The organism is Streptomyces cacaoi (genome assembly GCF_006539165.1).
In the GTDB taxonomy this organism is placed as follows: Bacteria; Actinomycetota; Actinomycetes; order Streptomycetales; family Streptomycetaceae; genus Streptomyces; species Streptomyces cacaoi.
In genome coordinates, this window is record NZ_BJMM01000001.1 from 99,074 (window position 1) to 119,043 (window position 19,970).

General features: G+C 74.0%; 17 protein-coding genes. 10 read left to right on the plus strand and 7 right to left on the minus strand.

Annotated features, from left to right (window positions below; all coding sequences use genetic code 11):
• Nucleotides 1–149: 149 nt before the first annotated feature.
• A complete protein-coding gene (locus tag SCA03_RS00410; RefSeq protein WP_051846403.1) occupies nucleotides 150–1,577 on the minus strand; it encodes an FAD-dependent oxidoreductase in 1,428 nt (475 codons plus the stop codon).
• 253 nt (nucleotides 1,578–1,830) lie between these two features.
• On the opposite strand from SCA03_RS00410, the gene SCA03_RS00415 reads away from it, so the two are divergent.
• Nucleotides 1,831–2,568, plus strand: coding sequence for a TetR/AcrR family transcriptional regulator (locus SCA03_RS00415; RefSeq protein ID WP_158102283.1), 738 nt, complete (start codon nucleotides 1,831–1,833; stop codon nucleotides 2,566–2,568).
• A gap of 100 nt (nucleotides 2,569–2,668) precedes the next feature.
• Nucleotides 2,669–3,217, plus strand: coding sequence for a TerD family protein (locus tag SCA03_RS00420; protein WP_230988418.1), 549 nt, complete (start codon nucleotides 2,669–2,671; stop codon nucleotides 3,215–3,217).
• Nucleotides 3,218–3,385: 168 nt separating this feature from the next.
• Here the strand turns inward: SCA03_RS00420 and SCA03_RS00425 are convergent, their stop codons facing one another.
• Together SCA03_RS00425 and SCA03_RS00430 are read right to left on the minus strand one after the other, a co-directional pair.
• Nucleotides 3,386–5,347: an OmpL47-type beta-barrel domain-containing protein gene (locus tag SCA03_RS00425; RefSeq protein WP_086815325.1), complete on the minus strand. Its 1,962-nt coding sequence runs from the start codon at nucleotides 5,345–5,347 to the stop codon at nucleotides 3,386–3,388.
• The gene (locus tag SCA03_RS00430; RefSeq protein WP_086815324.1) at nucleotides 5,344–7,911 is read right to left on the minus strand and encodes a ThuA domain-containing protein; all 2,568 of its coding nucleotides are present in this window, start codon (nucleotides 7,909–7,911) and stop codon (nucleotides 5,344–5,346) included. The genes SCA03_RS00425 and SCA03_RS00430 overlap by 4 nt, the downstream gene beginning before the upstream one ends.
• Before the next feature lie 360 nt (nucleotides 7,912–8,271).
• Between SCA03_RS00430 and SCA03_RS00435 the strand changes: the two genes are divergently transcribed.
• The gene (locus SCA03_RS00435) at nucleotides 8,272–9,273 is read left to right on the plus strand and encodes a multicopper oxidase domain-containing protein (protein ID WP_030879108.1); all 1,002 of its coding nucleotides are present in this window, start codon (nucleotides 8,272–8,274) and stop codon (nucleotides 9,271–9,273) included.
• Nucleotides 9,274–9,319: 46 nt separating this feature from the next.
• Here the strand turns inward: SCA03_RS00435 and SCA03_RS00440 are convergent, their stop codons facing one another.
• The 3 genes from SCA03_RS00440 to SCA03_RS00450 form a co-directional block, all read right to left on the minus strand.
• Nucleotides 9,320–10,090 (minus strand): class I SAM-dependent methyltransferase, encoded by a 771-nt coding sequence (locus SCA03_RS00440; RefSeq protein WP_086815323.1) that lies wholly within the window; start codon nucleotides 10,088–10,090, stop codon nucleotides 9,320–9,322.
• Between the two features lie 9 nt (nucleotides 10,091–10,099).
• Nucleotides 10,100–10,924: a methyltransferase domain-containing protein gene (locus SCA03_RS00445; RefSeq protein WP_086815322.1), complete on the minus strand. Its 825-nt coding sequence runs from the start codon at nucleotides 10,922–10,924 to the stop codon at nucleotides 10,100–10,102.
• Nucleotides 10,925–11,058: 134 nt separating this feature from the next.
• A complete protein-coding gene (locus SCA03_RS00450; protein WP_086815321.1) occupies nucleotides 11,059–12,759 on the minus strand; it encodes an L-lactate permease in 1,701 nt (566 codons plus the stop codon).
• Nucleotides 12,760–13,078: 319 nt separating this feature from the next.
• Here SCA03_RS00450 and SCA03_RS00455 point away from each other — a divergent pair, with 319 nt between their 5' ends.
• The 7 genes from SCA03_RS00455 (at nucleotide 13,079) to SCA03_RS00485 (ending at nucleotide 18,146) form a co-directional block, all read left to right on the plus strand.
• The gene (locus tag SCA03_RS00455; protein WP_030890793.1) at nucleotides 13,079–14,308 is read left to right on the plus strand and encodes a Tm-1-like ATP-binding domain-containing protein; all 1,230 of its coding nucleotides are present in this window, start codon (nucleotides 13,079–13,081) and stop codon (nucleotides 14,306–14,308) included.
• A 44-nt stretch (nucleotides 14,309–14,352) separates the two neighbouring features.
• Nucleotides 14,353–15,177 carry a phosphoenolpyruvate hydrolase family protein gene (locus SCA03_RS00460; protein WP_030879099.1) on the plus strand — a complete coding sequence of 275 codons (825 nt, stop codon included), beginning with the start codon at nucleotides 14,353–14,355 and terminating at the stop codon, nucleotides 15,175–15,177.
• An 87-nt stretch (nucleotides 15,178–15,264) separates the two neighbouring features.
• Nucleotides 15,265–15,720 carry a tellurite resistance TerB family protein gene (locus SCA03_RS00465; protein ID WP_030879097.1) on the plus strand — a complete coding sequence of 152 codons (456 nt, stop codon included), beginning with the start codon at nucleotides 15,265–15,267 and terminating at the stop codon, nucleotides 15,718–15,720.
• 142 nt (nucleotides 15,721–15,862) lie between these two features.
• Nucleotides 15,863–16,309 carry a BlaI/MecI/CopY family transcriptional regulator gene (locus SCA03_RS00470; RefSeq protein WP_030879096.1) on the plus strand — a complete coding sequence of 149 codons (447 nt, stop codon included), beginning with the start codon at nucleotides 15,863–15,865 and terminating at the stop codon, nucleotides 16,307–16,309.
• A gap of 3 nt (nucleotides 16,310–16,312) precedes the next feature.
• Nucleotides 16,313–17,269, plus strand: coding sequence for a M56 family metallopeptidase (locus tag SCA03_RS00475; protein ID WP_030879094.1), 957 nt, complete (start codon nucleotides 16,313–16,315; stop codon nucleotides 17,267–17,269).
• A 137-nt stretch (nucleotides 17,270–17,406) separates the two neighbouring features.
• Nucleotides 17,407–17,643 (plus strand): hypothetical protein, encoded by a 237-nt coding sequence (locus SCA03_RS00480; protein ID WP_030890789.1) that lies wholly within the window; start codon nucleotides 17,407–17,409, stop codon nucleotides 17,641–17,643.
• Nucleotides 17,644–17,705: 62 nt separating this feature from the next.
• Entirely contained in the window at nucleotides 17,706–18,146 is a 441-nt protein-coding gene (locus SCA03_RS00485; protein WP_141275150.1) for a YchJ family protein, read from the plus strand.
• Nucleotides 18,147–18,173: 27 nt separating this feature from the next.
• Here the strand turns inward: SCA03_RS00485 and SCA03_RS00490 are convergent, their stop codons facing one another.
• On the minus strand, nucleotides 18,174–19,154 hold the full coding sequence (locus SCA03_RS00490; RefSeq protein WP_030879089.1) for a 2-hydroxyacid dehydrogenase: 981 nt from the start codon (nucleotides 19,152–19,154) through the stop codon (nucleotides 18,174–18,176).
• Between the last annotated feature and the right edge of the window lie 816 nt (nucleotides 19,155–19,970).

Genomic DNA, 19,970 nt, shown 5'->3' on the forward strand with positions numbered 1-19,970 from the left:
CGCGCGGGGGAGAAGCGCCAGGGAGTGTCTTCCACGTAGCGGCGTCGTCCGCCGCGAGCGGACGGGACCTTCTCGGACACGACCCGGCGGGCTCCGGCCACCGGCGGCCGTGCCGCCCCTGCTCTCCGGCCGCGGGCCGGGCCGCCGGCTCAACGGGAACCGGCGGGCCCCCGCTGCCGGTCCCGCGCGCGGTCGGCCTCGTAGCGCGGACGGCGCTCCAGGGCGCGGCGCTCCCGGGCCAGACGGGCCACGTCCGCCGCCTCCCGCAGTACACCGAAGCGGCCACGTGCCAACAGCCGGGCGACCGCGCCGAGAACGCGCGGCCCGGTGAGCACGTCGGAGGGCCGGGCCCGGTGGTTGACGAGATCGAAGAGCCGGTCGGCGGTGCCGGCGCGGCGCATTCCGCGCAGCACCTCCGGCAGCACCGAGGGCAGTGGGTCGAGGCTGCCGATGTCCACCGCGAACCAGTACGGCTCGGCGAACTCCCGGTCCCGCCAGGCGCCCCAGGACGCGAGCGCCGCATCGAGCCGCCGCGCCGAGGCGTCGCCGCCGCCGGTGTCGTCGCCGTCCACGGGCAGGTGCCCGGCGAGGACCTCGGCGAGCGAGCCCGCCTGGAGGAAGGCGTCCCCGATACCGCGGCCGGCCGTCGGGTCCTTGAAGTGGCCGGCGTCGCCGACGAGCACCCAGCCGGGGCCGGACGCCTCGCGGAAGCAGCCCTTCCAGTGCGTCACCGCGCCCGGCTCGCCCACCGGTTCCGCTCCCCGCAGCGTCTCGGCCACCGGCGGGCAGGACCGCGCGTACTCCAGCAGGCTGCCGGGCAGGCCCGCGCGGAACTCCCGGACGCGGGCCGGGTCCACACCGACCTGCACCTGGTACAGGCCGTCGTCGGTGGGGCAGCCGAGGACCACGCGGTCCGCCCAGCGGTGGAAGGTGAACGTCGGCTCACCGATCCGCGCATGGGCGAAGTAGCCCCAGAACAGCGCGAACCGGTTGGGGGAGACGTGGTAGGCCCGGGCACCGCAGGCACGCGCGACGGTGGAGCCGCGCCCGTCCGCGCCGACCACCAGCCGGGCCCGCAGCTCCCGTTCGGTACGCCGGGCACCGCCGCCCTGCGCGAGCCGGACGCCCTCGACCCGGCCGTCGGGCGCGCGCAGCACATCCGTCACCGCCGTCTCCGTCAGCAGCGTGGCCCCCGCCGCCTGGGCGGCCCGGGCCAGCACCGGGTCCAGCCGGAAGCGCCGGACGGACATCACCCCGCCCGGGTCGCCGGGGCGCACCGGCCAGGTGACGGGCCAGCGCACGTCTCCCACCCGGGCGTCGGCCCGTGCGACCAGGGGTGCCCCGAGGCCGCGCAGTTCGTCGAGCACGCCCAGCTCGTCCAGGAAGGCGAGGGCGTCCGCCTCGAAGATGTGGGTCGAGGGGGTGTCCTCGGACGGGGCGGCCTTGTCCACCAGACAGACCGACAGCCCCCGTCGGGCCAGCAGGGTGGCGAGGGAGGCCCCCGCGCACCGGGCGCCCACCACGATCACGTCGAAGCCGCCGGCCGCGGCCGTGCTCTGCTCGTCCTTGCCGCTCATCGCCAACCTCACGCTCTCCCGCCGGGACCTGCCTGTCGTGCCGAGTGCCGTGCCGGTGTGCCGCTGCCGTGTCTGCGCCCTGCTGCGTCTGTCGCGTCTGCTGTGGCTGCTGTGTCTGCTGCGCCCGCCGGGCCCGCTGTGCTTCCGGGTCCGGCGCCCCCCCGGCGCGCCTGCCGTGCTTGTCGTGGTGCCGGTACCCGCCTAACCTAATCGCGATTAGGTTGTGTTTCCACCGAAGCCGAGGACCAGCAGCGTGTCAACCGGATCGGAGCGGCCGCGCAGACGGCTGAACGCCGCCGAGCGCCGGGCCGTCATCGAACAGGCGGCGACCGAGGTGTTCGCCACGCACGGCTACCAGCGCGCCTCGATGGAGGAGATCGCCCGCCGCTCCGGCGTCTCCGCCCCGGTCGTCTACGACCACTTCCGCTCCAAGCGCGAACTCCACCGCAGGCTGCTGGAGCGGCACTTCGCCGATCTGCGCGAGGTGTGGCGCTCCCAGCTCGGCGCCGCCGGTGCCGCGACGGAGGGTGGAACGGAGGGCCGGAAGGAGGGTGGGGAGGGCGCCGCCGGGGAGCCCGCAGGGGAGTTGCGGACGGCCGATGTGCACCGCGCGTTCGACGCCTGGTTCCGGTACATCGAGACGCACCCGTACGCCTGGCGCATGCTCTTCCGGGACACCACGGGGGACGCGGCCGTGCGCGCCGACCACGCCGCCGTGATCGCCGAGAGCCGCACGGCGCTGCTCCCGTTCTTCGCCCGGCTGCTCGGCCTCGACCAGGAGCCGGGCGGCGAGGGCGGGTTGGCGGCGGAGCTGGCCTGGGAGGCGTGCCGCAGCGCCCTCCAGGGGCTCGCCCTGTGGTGGCTGGAGCGGCCCGAGGTGCCGCGCGAGCGGATGGTCGCCGCCGCCCTGGACGCGGTCTGGACGGGCTTCGAGCGCTCCCGTGAACAGGGCTTCGGGCGGTCCTGCGCACAGCGCGGCCGGGGCCGCTGAGACGGCCGGGCCCGTTCCCCTCTGTCGCTGTCGCCCCGGCGTGGCAAGATGGAACTGCCGTGAAGATCCGGTCGGTTGACGGGTGAGGAGGGGGCTACAGGTGAGCAGTCTGAACAAGGAGCCGGGCGCCGGGCTCAGCAAGGGGCTCGACAAGGTGGAGATCGCGCTCAAGTGGGATCCCAGCCCCCTGGGCGCCCCCGATCACGACCTGGATCTGGTCGCCGCCACGTACACGGCCGAGGCGCCGCACGGCGAGCCGGACTACCTGGTGCACTTCGACAGCCGCTCCCCGGACGGCACCATCACCCTCAACCGGGACAGCCACACCGGTCAGGGCTTCGGTGCCGACGAGGTGATGACGCTGGAGCTGGAGCGGCTGGCCGACACCTACGCGCGGGTCGTCGTCGGCGTCGCCATCCAGCAGGCCAACGGGCGCAAGACCTTCGGCGACGTCCCCGGCACCTCGGTGCGGATCCGCCAGGGGTACGACGATCTCGCGCAGGACGACTTCGCCTCCGTCGCCTCGGCGACGGCCGCCGTCGTCGCCGAGTTCGTGCGCTCCGACTCCGGGGAGTGGCGGCACCTGCCCGCGGTACGCGGATTCGACGGCGCGCCGGACGAGTTCGCCGCCGCCATGGGCCGCGGCTGATCCGCCCTCGATCCCCGGCCGATGCACCGCCGGCCCGTTGCGGGGGCCGCTGTCGGACCGCCGCCGGGGCACCCCCGGGGTACGCGGAAGCGCCGCCCCGGGGTGGGGCGGCGCTCCCGTGCGTTCAGTGCTGCCGGTGCCGCGGCCGTGGACCCGACGGCCCGGCGGTCACAGCGGTTTGATCCGCACGTCGCGGAACGAGGTGACATCGGAGGTGCTGTGCGTCTGGAGCCCGATGTATCCCTCGGCCCAGCGCCGGCCGTCGGTGCCCGGGTCTCCGTCCCGGGGCGGGTTGAAGGTCTGGCCGGGCGTGTTGTCGAACTCGTTGAGGAGCTCGCCGTTGCGGTAGATCTCGAAGTGCTGGCCGATCGCCCGGATCTCGTAGTCGTTCCAGGTGCCCTTCGGGGTCACGCCGGCGCCGGCGAGCCCCACCCGGTCGAAGCCGTACACGGAGGCCGTCTTGTACATGTCCCCGTCCGGGCGGTCCAGGATCTGGATCTCGTGGCCGTAGGAGATCGCCACCCACTCCGGGCGTGACTCCTCGGGATGGCCGTGGACGTCGGGGAAGCGGATGAAGACACCGCTGTTGGCGTTGCCCTCGCCCGGAGCGTCGTCCCGGAACTGGAGCTTGAGCGAGAAGTTCCCGTACATCCGCCGGGGATACCAGAGCATGCCCATGCCCTCGGTCGTGTCGCTGCTGGTCATGGTGCCGTCCTCGTTCAGCGCGAAGGCGCCGCCGCCGACGTGCTCCCAGCGGTCGAAGGATTCCTTCGTCCCGTCGAACAGCGGGGTGTAGCCGGTGTTCTGGCCGGGGGTGCCGATGCCGGACTGCCGGGCGGCGCGGTTGATCAGCTTGCGCTCGCGGGGCACCAGCACGCCCTCGTCGGTCAGCTTCGCGGTGACGCCGCGCACATGCTTGAGGAACAGCGCCTGGGACGTCCACTCCTTCTCGTCCTCGATCAGTTCGTTGACCGTGCAGCGCCGCTGCGTCATCCGGTTGGGCACACCGGTGTCGACCGTGCCGACGAAGACCGTGGCGCGCTCGTCGTACTCCGGGCAGTCCGGTGCCGGCACCCCGCCGCCGGGCACGATCCGCAGCGAGATCCGCTCCGGCTCGGAGGCGTTGCCCGCCTTGTCGGTCGCGCGGTAGGCGAGGTCGTGGTGGCCGGCGCGGTCGAGGACGAGCGGCTCGGTGTAGGCCAGATACGGGCCGCCGTCCAGCGAGTACTCGACCGAGGCGACACCGGACTTGTCGTCGGTGGCCGTCACCGTGACCGTGGCCGAGCCGATGAAGTCGCCGTCGGAGTTCTTCTTCCCCTCGGCCTTGCCCTCGGTGACCGGCGGGGTGGTGTCGACGTCGGGTGGTTCGACGACGGTGAACTCCACCGACTTCTCCTCGGCGGCGTTGCCGGCCTTGTCCTTCGCCCGGTAGCGCAGCGTGTGCGTGCCGGTCTCCTGGACGGTGACCGGCTCGGTGTAGGGCTGGAACTCCCCCTCGCCCAGGGCGTATTCGATCGACTCGACACCGGAGCCCGCGTCCGAGGCGGTCACCGTGACCGTGGCGCTGCCCTGGTAGTTCCCGTCGGCGTCCTGCTCGCCGTCGACCGTCGCCGAGGTCTCCGGCGGAGTGGTGTCCTCGCCCCCGCCGTCCCCGGTGACCACCAGCGTGCCCTGCATCTGGAGGTGGCCCGGGATGGTGCAGTGGTAGCGGTACGTGCCCGGGGTGAGGGTGACCTCGGCGGTGTGCTTGCCGCCCTCCGCGTCGGACGGGGTCGCCAGGATGTTGAGGTCGACGTCCTGGTTGTAGTCCGGGTCCGAGGTGTCGAACGTGAGGGTGTGCGCCATGCCGGAGGTGTTGCCGGTGGCCGCGCTGTTCTCGAAGACGATGGTTGCCTTGCCCGCGACGGCCGTTGCCGGTGCGGAGGCGTACTTGGTCATGTCGTCGTCGGCGGTCCAGGTGAGCACCTGCTCGGCGCGCGCCCCCGTGTCGTCCGGCCGCTCCGGGGCGGCGCCGGAGCGGCCCCAGGCTGTCGCCGAGGTCAGCCCGAGCACCAGCAGCAGCGCCGTCAGCGCCGCGCCGATCAGCCTGCCGCGCCGTGCCGGTGCGCGTCGTGCGCCCGTGCGTCTCATCGCGCCGCCCCCTTCCGCAGCGCCGGGTCGGCCAGATCGTCGGCCGCCGGAGTGGGCTCGCCGCCGTCGTAGGTGACGCGCCACAGCGCCGACTTGTCGTCCGAGGTGAAGAAGCCGCGGCCGTAGTCGAGGACGTACAGGGCGCCGTCCGGGCCGAACTTCCAGTCCATCAGGTTGCGGATGCCGCCCTCGCCGACCGGCACGATGCCGTCCAGGCTCTCGGCGTGCACGGGCAGCGCGCCCGCCGTGTCGCCCTTGGGCATCAGCAGCGCGTGGCGCGGCTGTTCACCGTCGTACAGGTCGCCGACGAACCACTTGCCGTCCCAGTACGAGGGCCACTTGCCGGGTGCGTCGCCGTCCTCGTCGAAGCGGTAGACGGGCCCGTTCATGGCGGCCTGGCCGCCGCCCTTGAGCCAGGGCAGGGTGAGCTCCTGCTCGTCGAGTGCGTAACTGGGCACGCCGTTCTCGTCCCGCGGGAAGTCCGGGCCGCCGCCCTGCGGCGAGTACCAGATGTTGTTCGGGCGTGCGGGCGGGATGTTCACCAGGCCGTCGTTGTTGGGCGACTCGTTCTTGAGGTTGTCGCAGTCGTACCAGCCCAGCGGCTTGTCCGGGTCCGGCAGATTGCGGTCGCGGTAGGGCTGGTTGTTGCCCATGCAGAACGGCCAGCCCTGGTTGCCCGCCTCGGTGATCTTGGCGAAGGTGTCGTACTTGGCCGGGCCCCAGGTGCTGCTGGGCTCGGTGGCGTCGGGGCCGACCCAGCCCGCGTAGAGGGTGTCGGTCTCCTTGTCGACGGCGATCCGGGCGGGGTTGCGCACGCCCATCACATAGATCTCGCCGCGGGTCTTGCCGCCGCCCTCGTCCGGCTCCTCGCCGGTGAACAGATTGCCCTCCGGCAGGGTGTAGGTGCCGTCGTCCTCCGGGTGGATGCGCAGGATCTTCCCGTTGAGGTTGTTGGTGTTGCCCGCGGTGCGGCGCGCGTCGGCGAACGAGACGCCCTTGAACGAGGGTTCCGGGTTGTTGCCGGAGTAACCGTCGGTGAACTGCGAGGAGTTGTTGTCCCCGGTGGCGATGTACAGGTTGTCCTTCGAGTCCCAGGCCATGCCGCCGCCCGCGTGGCAGCAGCTGTGGATCTGCACCGGCCACTTCAGGAGCACCTTCTCGGAGTCCATGGCCAGCTTGTCCGTCTCCGGGTCCAGGGTGAACCGGGAGACGCGCCGCTCGGCCATGTGGGCGTCCCGGTCGATCGTGCTGTGCGGCGTCCAGTGCAGATAGACCCAGCCGTTGCGGGCGAAGTCCGGGTCCAGCTCGATGCCGAGCAGGCCCTCCTCGTTCTTGACCAGCTCGTCGCCGCCGCCCTTGTTGCCGAAGACGGTCAGCTCGCCGGCGAGGGAGACCTTCTTCGTCTCCGGGTCCCAGATGTGCACCTGGCCCGTGCCCTTGCCGACGTCCGGGTCGTTCCAGTCGGTCACGACGGGGGCGCTCGCGTCGCCGCCGCCGCGGCCGATGTAGAACACCCGCCCGTCGGGCGCGGGCACCACCCCGTGCGGCTCCCCGATCTGGTCGGACGTGCCGGGCTGGTTGGGCCGGGTGAGGCGCTCGGCGGTGTAGTTCGCCGAGATGCCCGCCTGGCAGTCGGCGCGGGCCAGCCGGCTCGTCCACAGCAGGGCTCCGCGCAGATGGGTGCGGAAGTCCGCCTCGGCGTAGGAGGAGGCCGTGCCGCCCATGGCGGTGTAGAAGGAGCGGCCGCCGTCGTAGTCCCGGCACCAGGAGACGGGGTGGTCCCAGCCGCCGGCGTTCTCGCCCGGCCGGTAGCTGTTGGTGCGTACCCGGGCGACGGTGTGCACCGAACCGGACGGGTTCTTCTGCCAGTTGAACCAGGTGTCGGGCCGCTTCCACTCGACGGGCAGATCCTTGGTGGCCGGGTGCTGCCGGTCGCCGGTCTCGACCACGGCACGCTGGACGTCCGCCGGGCTCTTCGGGTCGGGCCGGGCGCCGATCAGCCCGGTGAACCACTCCGAGTACGGCTCGGCGCGTGCCGCGTCGTGGATGCCGAGGAAGCCGCCGCCGGCTTCCATGTACGCCTCCAGGCCGGCCTCCTGCTCGGGATCGAGGACGTCCCCGTCCCCGGTGAGGAAGACGACGGCGTTGAACGTGTTCAGCCTGGGCTTGGTGAAGACCGCCGGGTTGTCCGTCGCCTGGACGGTGAAGTGCTCACCGGCGGGGCCCTGTTGGCCGATCTTCTCGATGGCCGCGATGCCCGGGTTCACGGTCGGCGACTCCTCGCCCGTGGCGCCGTGGAAGACCAGGACCTTGGCGTCCTCGCCGCCGGGCGGCCCGGACAGCTCCAGCTTCTCCGCCATGCGCTCGACGAGCGCGGCCCGCTCGGCCCGGTCGTGCCCGGGGTCGGCGAACGCGGGGGCGCCGAGCAGCCCGGCGGCGAGCGCCCCGGTCAGCAGTGCGGCCGTGCGTCTGCGCCGGGCCGCCGGTCTGCGGCGCGTCGGGTTCCGGCCCGGTGTGCGGGGCCCTCGCGGTAACGAGGGCCTGTGGTGCGGTGTGAGCCGCATACGCGATCCACCCCTCTTCTGTCCCGGAAATGCCGCTGAAGCTAGACCTCTTTCGGTGGTTCGCCAAGGTCTATGACCGCAACTCGACGAACTTTGTCCTGAGTGTGGATAAACAAAGATCCCGGCGCTACCGTCCCGGAGGACCGGTTCACCCGTCCCGCAGCCGCCCCGTATCCCTACCGGGACGGCGCGCCACGGCGAGCACGCCGAACGCGCCGCCCCCGCACGGCAGTTCGCGCACCGTCCGCATCCGAGCGTCCGCATCCGCAGCGTCCGCATCCGACAGCGCCCGCATCCGCGGCGCCCGTAGCGTCCGCATCCCGTGAGCCCAGCGCTCCACCGATCCGCCGGGGGAGAACCATGACTTCACGCGCCAGCGACCACACCCGACGCACCTTCGGCCGGCGCCTGCTCGCCGGCGGCGCCGTCGCCGCGCTCGGCGGCACGGCGCTGACCGCCCCGGCCGCATCCTCCGCCGCCTCGGCGGCCGAGACCGCGGCGGCCGGCGCCTCCGCCGGCGTCCGCCGGGCGGGCAAGGGCGGTGAGACGAAGCGGATCACGCTGTACGCCGAGAAGCTGGCCGACGGCCGGATGGGCTACGGCCTGGAGAAGGGCAAGGCGACCGTCCCCGGCCCGCTGATCGAGCTGATCGAGGGCGACACCCTGCACATCGAGTTCGAGAACACCATGGACGTCGCCGTCAGCCTCCACCCGCACGGCGTGGACTACGACATCGCCAACGACGGCACCAGGATGAACAACAGCCATGTCGAACCCGGCGGCACCCGCACCTACACCTGGCGGACGCACGCGCCCGGCCGGCGCGAGGACGGCACCTGGCGCCCCGGCAGCGCCGGCTACTGGCACTACCACGACCATGTCGTCGGCACCGACCACGGCACGGGCGGCATCCGCGCGGGGCTCTACGGCCCGCTCGTCGTCCGCCGCGAGGGAGACGTCCTGCCCGACCCCGGGCGGCAGTTCACCATCGTCTTCAACGACATGACGACCAACAACCTCGACAAGGGGCCGGACTTCGAGGCGACCGTCGGGGACCGCTGCGAAATCATCATGATTACGCACGGCGAGTACTACCACACCTTCCATGTGCACGGTCACCGCTGGGCGGACAACCGCACCGGCATGCTGACCGGCCCCGACGACCCCAGCCCCGTCATCGACAACAAGATCACCGGCCCCGCCGACTCCTTCGGCTTCCAGTTCCTTGCCGGGGAGGGCGTGGGCGCCGGGGCGTGGATGTACCACTGCCATGTGCAGAGCCACTCCGACATGGGCATGGCCGGTCTGCTGCTGATCGCCAAGCCGGACGGGACCGTTCCGGGGCACGGAGAGCACCACTAGCGCCCCCCCCGGCGCCGGGGAGCCGACGGGTGCGAGGGGCGGCCCGTCAGCCGTCGGCGCCGGTGGCCGGCCGCGCCTCCAGGACGAAGAACAGAAAGCAGGGCCGGGTCGACAGATCACGGAAGCCCTCGGGGAACAGCTCACGGGCGGCCGGATCGGGCTGCGGCTCGCTGAGGGCGCTGAGGCGGAAGCCCGCGGCGGTGAACGCCTCGGTCATCGCGTGCAGAGGCTTGCGCCAGAACGTCATCGGGACGAGCCGCCCGTCGAAGGACCACTCGAAGGAGTAGCTCGTCGTGGCGGAGTAGTCGGGCCGGGGCTCCTGGAGCGTGTAGGCCACGAAGGGGTGATCCACCGAGGCGATCAGCCGGCCGCCGGGCCGGAGCACCCGCCGCAGTTCGGCCAGCGTCGGGCCCCAGTCCTCCAGGTAGTGCAGGACCAGCGAGGCGACCACGTCGTCGAACGCGCCGTCCTCGAACGGCAGCGGGTCCCTCAGGTCGGTCACGTGCAGGGGCACGCCGTCACCGAGCCGCCGCTCGGCCAGCGCCACCATCGCGGCGCCGGCGTCGACGCCCGTCACCTCGGCACCGCGGTCGCGCAGCTCGGCGGACAGGGCTCCCGCGCCGCAGCCGGCGTCCAGGATCCGGCGGCCGGCCACGTCCCCGGCGAGCGCCAGCATCGCGGGCCGCTCGTAGTACGCGTTGACGAGGCTGTCCTCGTTCTGGGCCGCGTACGCCTCGGCGAAGCTGTCGTAGTCGTTCGGCCGGGCCCGGTCGGCGGCCTGAGCAAGTGCTGCGGGCGCGTCGGTCATCCGTTCCATCGAGGCAGCCTAGCCGCGTACACCGGACGGCGGGGCCGGATCCGGCCGTCGCCCCCAGGCCGAGATCATCGGCGAGGTGGCGAGATCCAGGCGGCCGGCCGCGACATGGGAGAGGTGCCGCTCGATCTCCTCGTCCGTGGCGAGCCCCGCGGCGACGAGCCTGTCGCGCACCTGTTGCACGGTGGCCGTCTCCAGCGCGTCGCACGCCGGAGACGCCAGGGGGAAATACGCGTCAGCGCCGACCTGTTCGAGGCCGGCCTCGCGCAGCAGCCGCGGCAGCTTGCGCCCGTAGGCGAGATCGGCGCCGCGGTCGCGCAGCAGCCGGCGGAAACCGTGCCGCAGCCGGTTCGCCAGCTCCTGTTCGGGGCCGTACTCGTCCGGGCAGATCAGCGGCTGCATCGCCGGGTCGGCGTCCTCGACGAGCAGCCGGCCGCCGGGACGCAGCGCCTCGGTCATGGAGCGCAACGCGGCGTCGCGGTCGGCGACATGGACGAGGACGAGGCGGGCGTGCACCAGGTCGAAGGGCCCCTCCGGCGGGGGATCGAGGGCCACGTCGTGCCGGCGCACCTCGACTCCCTCGGCGGCGGCCGCACCGGCCCGGGACACATCGATGTCGGTGGCGAGCACCCGTCCCCGGGGGCCGGTCCGGCGGGCGAGCCAGGCGGCGACGGCCGGCCCGCCGGCGCCGACCTCCCAGCACCGCCATCCCTCGTCGACGCCGAGCCGCTCGAAGTGCCGGAACGTCGAGGCGTCGAAGAGCGCGGACAGCGCGTCGAAGCGGGCGCCCGCCTCGGCCTGCCGGTTGTCCAGAAGGTAGCCCTCGTCCTGTGCCATCCGGCGATGATGGCACGGTCGTCCGGGCCTGCCGGGGCCTGCCGGGCGGCTCCCGGGCGGGCCGCCGAGCGCGGACGCGCGGGACGCGGACGCGGGGCGGCCGGAACGGACCCGGCTCCGGCGGGGCCGTCGCGTCAAGGCAGCATCCAGGCGAGGCCGTGCGACTGGGCGAACACCAGGAGGCACAGGACCAGGAGCAGCAGCAGGCTCCAGGCGATCGCCTTGCGGAACAGCTCGGACTCCCGGCCGGTCAGCCCCACGGCGGTGGCCGCGATGGTCAGGTTCTGCGGGCTGATCATCTTGCCCACGACACCGCCGGAGGTGTTCGCCGCCACCAGCAGCGTCGGATCCAGCCCGGCCCTGCCCGCAGCGGACTGCTGGAGCGTCGCGAAGAGCGCGTTGGCCGAGGTGTCGGAGCCGGTGACGGCGGTGCCCAGCCAGCCCAGCAGCGGCGAGAGGAACGCGAAGGCGGCGCCCGCGCCCGCGATCCAGGTGCCGACCGTCACGGTCTGCCCGGAGAGGTTCATGACGTACGCCAGGGCCAGCACACAGGCGACCGTCAGCAGCGCCCACCGCAGCGAGACGACGGTGCGGGCGAACTCCCGTGCGGCGTCCGCGATCCGCAGCCGGTAGGCGGCGGCCACCAGCACCCCGCACAGCAACAGCAGCGAGCCCGGGGAGGACAGCCACGGGAAGGCGTAGACCGTGGTGGAGGAGCGTTCGCCCGCGGCGGTCAGCACCTGCCCGTCCAGCCCGGGCCAGGCCACTTGGACATCGGTGCCCGCCAGGAACTCCTCGGCCGCGTCCCACAGTTTGGCGACGGAGAAGACGGCGATGACGACGAGGTACGGCAGGAAGGCCAGCAGCATCCGCGCCGTGCCGAGCCGGGCGCCCTCGCCGTCCCGGGCGCCGTCCCGCGCCGCCCCGGCCCCGGCGTCCGACGGCTCCGGCCCGTCCGACCGGGCGTCGGCACCCTCCCGAGCGGCGGCCGTGCGCAGGCTCTCGCGTACCCGGGCGCCGCCGGCGGGCCGCCACAGCCGCAGAAAGCCGACGACGGCCGCGAGGGAGACGAGCGAGGCGATGATGTCGGTCAGTTCGACGGAGACGAACGAAGCGCTCACGAACTGCGCCAGCGCGAAGGCCGCACCGCACACCAGGGCCACCGGCCAGGTCTGGCGCATCCCGCGTACCCCGTCCACCAGCGCCACCAGCAGCAGCGGGACGAAGAGCGCCAGCAGCGGGGTCTGCCGGCCCACATACGCGCCGATGTCCTCGTAGGAGATCCCGGTGAGCGAGCCGGCGGTGATGATCGGCGTCGCGACGGCGCCGAACGCGACGGGTGCGGTGTTGGCGACGAGCGCGGTCACCGCGGCACGCACCGGCGAGAACCCCAGCGCCATGAGCATCACCCCGGTGATCGCGACCGGCGCGCCGAAGCCGGCCAGGGCCTCCAGCAGCGCGCCGAAGCAGAAGGCGATGAGCAGCGCCTGTACCCGCGGATCGTCGCTGACGAGGTTGAACGAGCGCCGCAGATCCTCGAACCGGCCGCTGAAGACGGTGAGTTGGTGCACCCACAGCGCGGCGACGACGATCCACATGATCGGGAACAGCCCGAAGGCGGCGCCCTCCGCCCCGGCCAGCAGCGCGAGCCCGGGCGGCATGCCGTACGCCGTCACCGCGACGAGCACGGCGACGGCCAGCGCCGCCAGCCCGGCCCAGTGCGCCTTCAGCCGTACCGCGCCGAGCAGGACGAACAGCGTGAGCAGCGGCAGCGCTCCCGCCAGCGCGGAGAGCGCGAGGCTGTCCGCCACAGGAGAAAGGTCCGGACGGTACATGCTCCCTACCCCCGATCGGGACGCGCGCGAGAACTGATCGTTCCGCAAGGGTGTGCGGGGGCGGTCCCCCTGTCCAGACCACCGCACGCCCGGCGGGTGGCGAGTGTGCGTCAACTTCCGTACGGGGCAGTCTTCCTGTGGTGTTGCCGCGGTCCTCCCGTGGGTCTCGTGCGGTCCTCGTGCGGTCTCGTGGGGTCCTCGTGCGGTCCGGTGCGCGGGACCCGGCCGGACGCGGGAAGAGGCGGAGGAGCGGCGGGCCGCGCGGGGAGAGGCGGACGCACCGGGGAACGGGACGGGCCGGGAGAAGGGGAGGGGCCGGATGGCGACGGTGGTGCTGGCGGGCACGCTCGACACCAAGGGCGAGGAGTACGCCTGGATGCGCGAGCGACTGCGGGCGCACGGCTGCGAGGTGGTGCTGGCCGACACCGGCGTGCTGGCGGCGCCCGGCCGGCCCGGGTGCGACATCACGGCGGAGGAGATCGCCCGCGCGGGCGGCGCCCGGCTGGAGCGGTTGCGCGCGGACGGCGACCGGGGCGCAGCCGTGGCCGCGATGGCCGCCGGGCTGGAGCGCGTCGTGTGCGGGCTGCACGGGCGCGGGCGGCTGCACGCGCTGCTGGCGGCCGGCGGCAGCGGCGGGTCGGCGATCGCGGCACGCGCCATGCGGGCCCTGCCGTTCGGTGTGCCGAAGCTGCTGGTGAGCACCATGGCCGGCGGGGACGTGCGCGCCTATGTGGGCAGCGCCGACGTCACGCTGATGCACAGCGTGGCGGACATCGCCGGCCTCAACTCCCTCTCGACGCGGGTGCTGGGCAATGCGACGGCCGCCGCCGCCGCCATGGCCCGGGGGTACGCGGACCGCGGCGCCGCTGCCGCCCGCCCCTCGCGGCCGGTCGTCGCCGCCACGATGTTCGGGGTGACGACGCCCGCCGTCGACGCGGCACGTGCCCGGCTGACCGGACGCGGCTACGAGGTGCTGGTCTTCCACGCGACCGGCGCCGGCGGCCGGGCCGTGGAGAAGCTGGCCGCCGACGGCGCACTGGCCGGAGTGCTCGATCTGACCACCACCGAACTGGCCGACGAACTCGTCGGGGGAGTGCTCAGCGCCGGGCCGGACCGGCTCACCGCTGCGGGCGCCGCCGGGGTGCCGCAGATCGTCGCGCCCGGCGCCCTCGACATGGTCAACTTCGGCCCGCGGCCCACCGTTCCGGCCCGCTTCGCCGGCCGCCGGCTGCTGGAGCACAACGAGACGGTGACGCTGATGCGCACCACCGCCGAGGAGATGGCCGCGCTCGGCGCCGCCATGGGCCGCAAGCTCGCCGCCTCGGCCGGACCGGTGGAGGTGCTGTGGCCGCTGCGCGGCGTCTCCGCCGTGGACACGGCCGGCGGCCCCTTCGAGGACGCGGCGGCCGACGCCGCGGGGCTCGCCGCCCTCCGCGACCGGCTGGCGGGCACCCGGATCCCCGTCCACCTCCTGGACGCCCATCTGAACGACCCGGGGTTCGCGCACACCGCGGCGGACCGGCTGCACGCACTGATCACCGCCGGCTGAACGGCCGGTGCCGGACCGGAGATTCCAGCAGACGAGGAGCCGCCATGGACCGCGAACACGCACTCGCCCGGCTGCGCGCACAGGCCGCCGCCGCACGTCCGATCATCGGCGCGGGCGCGGGCACCGGACTGTCCGCCAAGTGCGCCGAGGCCGGGGGAGTCGATCTGCTGATCGTCTACAACTCGGGGCGGTTCCGGATGGCCGGCCGCGGCTCGCTCGCGGGAATGCTGCCCTACGGCGACGCCAACGCCATCGTGGTGGACATGGCCCGCGAGGTGCTGCCCGTCGTCCGGGACACCCCGGTCCTCGCCGGTATCTGTGCGACCGACCCGTTCCGTGACATGGGCCGCTTCCTGGACCAGCTGGCGGCGCTGGGCTTCACCGGGGTGCAGAACTTCCCCACGGTCGGCCTGATCGACGGCCTCTTCCGGGTCAACCTGGAGGAGACCGGCATGGGGTACGGGCTGGAGGTCGACGCCGTCCGCCTCGCCCGGGAGCGCGGCCTGCTCACCGCGCCGTACGTCTTCGACCCCGAGCAGGCGGCCGACATGGCACGGGCCGGCGCCGACGTCCTCGTCCCGCACATGGGGCTCACCACGAAGGGCGCGATCGGCGCGGGCACGGCGCCCACCCTGGACGAGGCCGTCGAACGGGTCCAGGCGATGCACGACGCGGCCCGGCGCGTCGACCCGGACGTCCTCGTCCTGTGCCACGGCGGTCCGATCGCCGAACCGGAGGACGCCGCCTATGTGCTGCGGCACACCCGGGGCGTCGCCGGCTTCTTCGGCGCCTCGTCCATCGAGCGGCTCCCCACGGAGCGGGCCATCGCCCAACAGACGCGCGCTTTCAAGGAGATGGCGACGGACTGATAGATTCGAGCGCCTGGCTCTACGTAGGTGTAGAGGCCTCCTATGGGTCACGGCACAGGTCAACTGCCCCCGACAGAAGGAACCTTCATGGCTTTGTGGGACCGGCTCAAGGATTCCGCCGCGACGATGCAGACGCAGCTCAACGCGAAGAAGAACGACCTCAAGAGCGGCGCGTTCCGGGATGCGAGCATGGCCATGTGCGCGCTGGTGGCGGCGGCCGACGGCTCCGTCGACCCCGCGGAGCGGCAGCGGGTCGCCTCGCTGATCGCCACCAACGAGGTGCTCCAGAACTTCGAGGCGGACGATCTGCGCCGCCGCTTCGAGGACTACTGCCAGAAGCTGATGACCGACTTCGACTTCGGCAAGGTCAGCGTCCTCCAGACGATCGGCAAGGCCGCCAAGAAGCCCACCGAGGCACGGGCCGTCATCCAGATCGGCATCGTCATCGGCGGCGCCGACGGCGACTTCGACAAGGACGAGCGCGCCGTCGTCCGCGAGGCGTGCTTCACCCTCCAGATCCCGCCGGAGGAGTTCGACCTGTGACCCGCCGCTGAACCTGTCAGCGCGCCCGCTCTCGCGCACACCGGGCCGGGGGCCGCAGCACAGTGAGTAGGATGCGGCCTCCGCACCCGGCTGCCGAGACGCGCCGGGACAGGCGAGCGAGGAGAGGGAGGTGACCGCCGCCGTGGCAGGCAACGACAGCGGCGCCGGACGGCGCGGGCGGCCCGAACGCCGCACGGGGGCGCGCAGGCGCGGCCAGGGCGAGCTGGAGGGGCTGGTCCTCTCCGTGCTGGGCACGGCCCAGGAACCGGTCACGGCCGCCTGGGTGCAGGAGCGGCTCGGGGGCGACCTCGCCTACACGACCGTCGTCACGATCCTGACCCGGCTGCACGCCAAGCAGGCGGTCACCCGCACCCGCGAGGGCCGCTCCTACGTCTGGAGCCCGGTCGCGGACGAGGCCGGGCTCGCCGCCCTGCGGATGCGCCGCGTCCTGGACAGCGAGGCCGACCGGGACGCGGTCCTCGCCAGCTTCGTCTCCTCGCTCGGCCCCGACGACGAGCGGCTGATGCGCCAGCTGCTGCGGGCCGCCGAGGAAGCGCCCGACGGGCCCGGGGAGCCGGAGGCGAACTGAGCGATGGGCGTCTTCGTCTTCCTGCCGCTCGTTCTGCCGCTCACCGCCCTGCCCATCGCGCGGGTGGCGGCACAGCACCTCCACCCGCGCAGCGCCACCCGGCTGCTGACGGCACTCGGCTGTGTGCTCGCGCTGTGCAGCACCCTGTGCCTGCTGCTCCTCATGGTCGTCGGGACCGCCCAGCTGCCCGGCAACCCGCTGCCCGACGCGTGGGCCGACCCGCAGGTGCGGGCCGTCGTCCCGTACGCCGAGATCAGCGGTACGGCGGCGATAGGCGCGCTGGCGCTGGTGCTCGGCGCCGGCACCGTCGCGATCCGCCGGCATCTGCGGGTGCGTGCCCGGGCCCACGCCGCGCTCGCCGGGCTGACGCCCCGCTCCGCCGACCGGGACCTCGCCGTGCTCCCCGACCCGGCGCCCTACGCCTACGCGCTGCCGGGCACCGCCCGCGCCCCGGGCCGTGTCGTCGTCTCCACCGCCATGCTGGACGCCCTGGACGCGGACGAGCGCGCCGCGCTGCTGGCCCACGAGCGCGCACACCTCGCCGCCGGCCACCACCGCCATCTGCTCGCCGTGCGCCTCGCCGCCTGCGCCAATCCGCTGCTGCGCCCGCTGCGTGAGGCCGTCGCCTACAACGCGGAGCGCTGGGCCGACGAGGACGCCGCGCTCGCCGTCGCCGACCGGCGGCTGACCGCGCGGACGGTCGCCCGCGCCGCGCTGCTCACCCCCGCCGGCACCGCCCCGGCCGGCGGCCTCGCCGGCTTCGCCGCCGCCGGGCCCGTGCCCCGCCGGGTGGCCGCGCTGCTCGGCCCCGTGCCGCCGTCCCGCGGCTGGCCTCCGGCGGCCAGCACCGCCGGGCTCGCCGCGTTCGTCGCCGCCGCGGGCACCACCGTCTCGGCGGCCTCCTCGCTGAACGCCTCCATGGCGCTGTTCCTGGTGCTCAAGGCCGTCACCCCGCTGTGAGCCGGGCCCCGTACGGGTCGGCGGGCAGATTCGCCGCAACGAGTGATCTTGTCAGACCGCCGGTGTTGCGGCCCGGCCGCGCGACCATGAATCCCGCCATGTGGCGAACGCACGGCAGAGACAAGCGGGTTGAGGACATGGCGGGCAGGGACGAGAGCCTGGCGGGGGCACGGCGGCTGGCGCGGGTCTGGGTGCCGCTCGTCACCGTGGTCACGCTGATGGGCGCCGTCTGCCTGGTCCTGGACGCGCCGTCCTTCCCGCTGCGCTCGATCCTGGTCCAGCAGGCCGGCGCCGTCCTGGAGACCCTCGACAGCCCCCCGGCCCAGCAGTTCCCCACCCCGCCCCCACAGCCCACCGGGGAGAGCAACTCCTAGCCGGCGTCCGCGGGCCCGCCCCCGGGGACGGGCCCGCGCCGGGGTTCCGGCACCATGGACGCATGTCCTCACGCAAGAGCGGCCGACGCCCGCGCCCCGGCGCCCGCACGGCCCCGCCCGGGCCGCCCGGGCCCTGCCCCTGCGGCTCCGGCACCCCCTTCGGGGACTGCTGCGGCCGGGCGCACGGCGGGCGGCCCGCCGCCACGGCTGAGGCGCTGATGCGTTCCCGGTACAGCGCCTTCGTCGTCGGGGACGCCGGATATCTGCTGCGCACCTGGCACCCCGCCACCCGCCCCGCCCGGCTGGACGTCGAGGGCACGGCCGACGGGCCGCGCTGGACGGGTCTGGAGATCCTGACCACCACCGGCGGGAGCGCGTTCCACGCCGAGGGCACCGTCGCCTTCCGCGCGCACTACACCACGGCGGACGGCCCGGGCGTCCAGGAGGAGCACAGCCGGTTCCTGCGCCACGAGGGGCTGTGGGTCTACCACAGCGCCCTGTGAACCCCCGGGCGGGCGGCGGCCCTCCGCTCAGTTGACCGGCGCCCGCGGTTCCTCGCCGCGCAGCACCGCCGCCGCGTTGGCCACCGCGAGCAGCCCCATGCGATCGCGGGTGTGCCGCCCGGCGCTGCCGATGTGCGGGGTCATGACCAGGCGCGGCGCCCCGAGCAGTTCCGGGTTCACCGCGGGCTCCCCGTCGAAGACGTCCAGCGCCGCCGCGCCGAGCCGGCCCGCGTGCAGCGCCTCGGCGAGGGCGTGTTCGTCGACGATGCCGCCGCGTGCGGTGTTGACCAGGACGGCGTGCGCCGGCATCCGGGCCAGGGCGTCCGCGTCGATGAGGCCGCGGGTCCGGTCGGTCAGCGGTACGTGCACGCTCACCGCGTCGCTGCGCTCCAGCAGCCGGTCGAGCGGCAGGAAGGCCGTGCCGTCGGCGTCGGTGCTGCCCTCGGGATGGTCCCTGGTGGGCGTGGCCACCACCGTCATGTCGAACGCCCGTGCCCGGCGGGCGACCGCCTGTCCGATGCGCCCGTAGCCGACGATGCCCAGGGTGGCGCCGGCGCTCAGATCCAGCCCGAGCAGCATCTGCGGGCCCCACACCCACTCCGGGCGCCCCCGCAGGAACCGGTCGCCCTCGGTGACGCGCCGCGCCGCGGCCAGCAGCAGCGCCATCGCCAGATCGGCGGTCGCGCCGTCCAGCACGCCCGGGGTGTTGCACACCCGCACACCGCGCTCCGTCGCGGCCGGCACATCGATGTTGTCGTAACCCACCGCGGTGTTGGAGACGACCCGGAGCGCCGGGCCCGCGGCCTGGAGGAACTCCGCGTCGATCCGCTCGGTCACCGTGCACACGACCGCGGCGGCGCCCGCCGCGTCCCGCAGCAGCGCGGCCCGCTCCGGCGGGTCCTCGCCGCCGGTGACCACGGGGCGGCCCAGCGCGTGCACCGCGCGCATCGCGGCGTCGGTCAGGGTGCGGGGGACGTAGACGGGTGCTTCGGCTGCGGGCTTCGTCACGGCGCTCCTCGGGCGTGCGGCGGTCGGGACATCGGCGGTCGCGGTGGACCGTCGGGGACGATCCTCGCGCGCGGCGCCGGCCGGCCGCGCGGCGGGGCGGTCCCGCGGGTACGCGCTCCCCGCCGGGCGCCCCGGGCTGCGGGGCGGATCCCGTCGGACAGGTGTGGCATGACGGGGAGTCAGGCCACGGAAACCACCCCCGGCATCTTTAGGTGCCACATACACCTGATATAACCGGGGCATGACTGAGCACGATCGAACCGTGCGTGGACGCACCGCGTCCACCCGCTTCGGGCTCGTCATCCGGGATGCCCGTGACGGGGCTCCTGCCACGACCTCGCGCCGCGACAGCAGCCTTTGCGGGTCCCCTCGGATGAGGGCTCTCCACACGCCTCCCGTGCGTACGCCGGCGGCCTCGCCGTCCGCCGTCCGCCGTCCTTTCGTCTCCAGCGGATAGACCGGTCCGCCGAACGGACCGGCCCGCCCCACAGGGCCGGACCCTCCTCGCCTCCCGTGCGGCCCCGGCGCGCCGCCGCCCGTCTGCCATGACGGGCCCGCCCGCGCGCCTGCCCGCCCGTCCGTGAGCGGTGCCCTCGCGCGCCGCGCCCTGCCCTCCCACACCCGAGGGCGGGCGCCGCGGCCGCGAAATTTCGTGCTGCGTCAGTGAGTTCACGACGCGTGAGGGATCGTCACGCAGAGTCGGCCGCGCCCGCCGCGGCCTACGCCGTCGTGCCCGCTCGCGCGTGCGCCCCTCGGCGCCGCGGTGTTGCTCCGGACGGGGGAGTCGCACGGGGTGCGGCGCCCTGCCACGGCACG

What these genes read in the sequence shown, in the direction of transcription:
- SCA03_RS00480 (WP_030890789.1), top strand. Translation starts at nt 17,407, where the DNA reads ATGGCGGGCAGGGACGAGAGCCTGGCGGGGGCACGGCGGCTGGCGCGG.
- SCA03_RS00450 (WP_086815321.1), bottom strand. Translation starts at nt 12,759, where the DNA reads ATGTACCGTCCGGACCTTTCTCCTGTGGCGGACAGCCTCGCGCTCTCC.
- SCA03_RS00475 (WP_030879094.1), top strand. Translation starts at nt 16,313, where the DNA reads ATGGGCGTCTTCGTCTTCCTGCCGCTCGTTCTGCCGCTCACCGCCCTG.
- SCA03_RS00465 (WP_030879097.1), top strand. Translation starts at nt 15,265, where the DNA reads ATGGCTTTGTGGGACCGGCTCAAGGATTCCGCCGCGACGATGCAGACG.
- SCA03_RS00485 (WP_141275150.1), top strand. Translation starts at nt 17,706, where the DNA reads ATGTCCTCACGCAAGAGCGGCCGACGCCCGCGCCCCGGCGCCCGCACG.
- SCA03_RS00460 (WP_030879099.1), top strand. Translation starts at nt 14,353, where the DNA reads ATGGACCGCGAACACGCACTCGCCCGGCTGCGCGCACAGGCCGCCGCC.
- SCA03_RS00430 (WP_086815324.1), bottom strand. Translation starts at nt 7,911, where the DNA reads ATGCGGCTCACACCGCACCACAGGCCCTCGTTACCGCGAGGGCCCCGC.
- SCA03_RS00440 (WP_086815323.1), bottom strand. Translation starts at nt 10,090, where the DNA reads ATGGAACGGATGACCGACGCGCCCGCAGCACTTGCTCAGGCCGCCGAC.
- SCA03_RS00410 (WP_051846403.1), bottom strand. Translation starts at nt 1,577, where the DNA reads ATGAGCGGCAAGGACGAGCAGAGCACGGCCGCGGCCGGCGGCTTCGAC.
- SCA03_RS00445 (WP_086815322.1), bottom strand. Translation starts at nt 10,924, where the DNA reads ATGGCACAGGACGAGGGCTACCTTCTGGACAACCGGCAGGCCGAGGCG.
- SCA03_RS00455 (WP_030890793.1), top strand. Translation starts at nt 13,079, where the DNA reads ATGGCGACGGTGGTGCTGGCGGGCACGCTCGACACCAAGGGCGAGGAG.
- SCA03_RS00435 (WP_030879108.1), top strand. Translation starts at nt 8,272, where the DNA reads ATGACTTCACGCGCCAGCGACCACACCCGACGCACCTTCGGCCGGCGC.
- SCA03_RS00425 (WP_086815325.1), bottom strand. Translation starts at nt 5,347, where the DNA reads ATGAGACGCACGGGCGCACGACGCGCACCGGCACGGCGCGGCAGGCTG.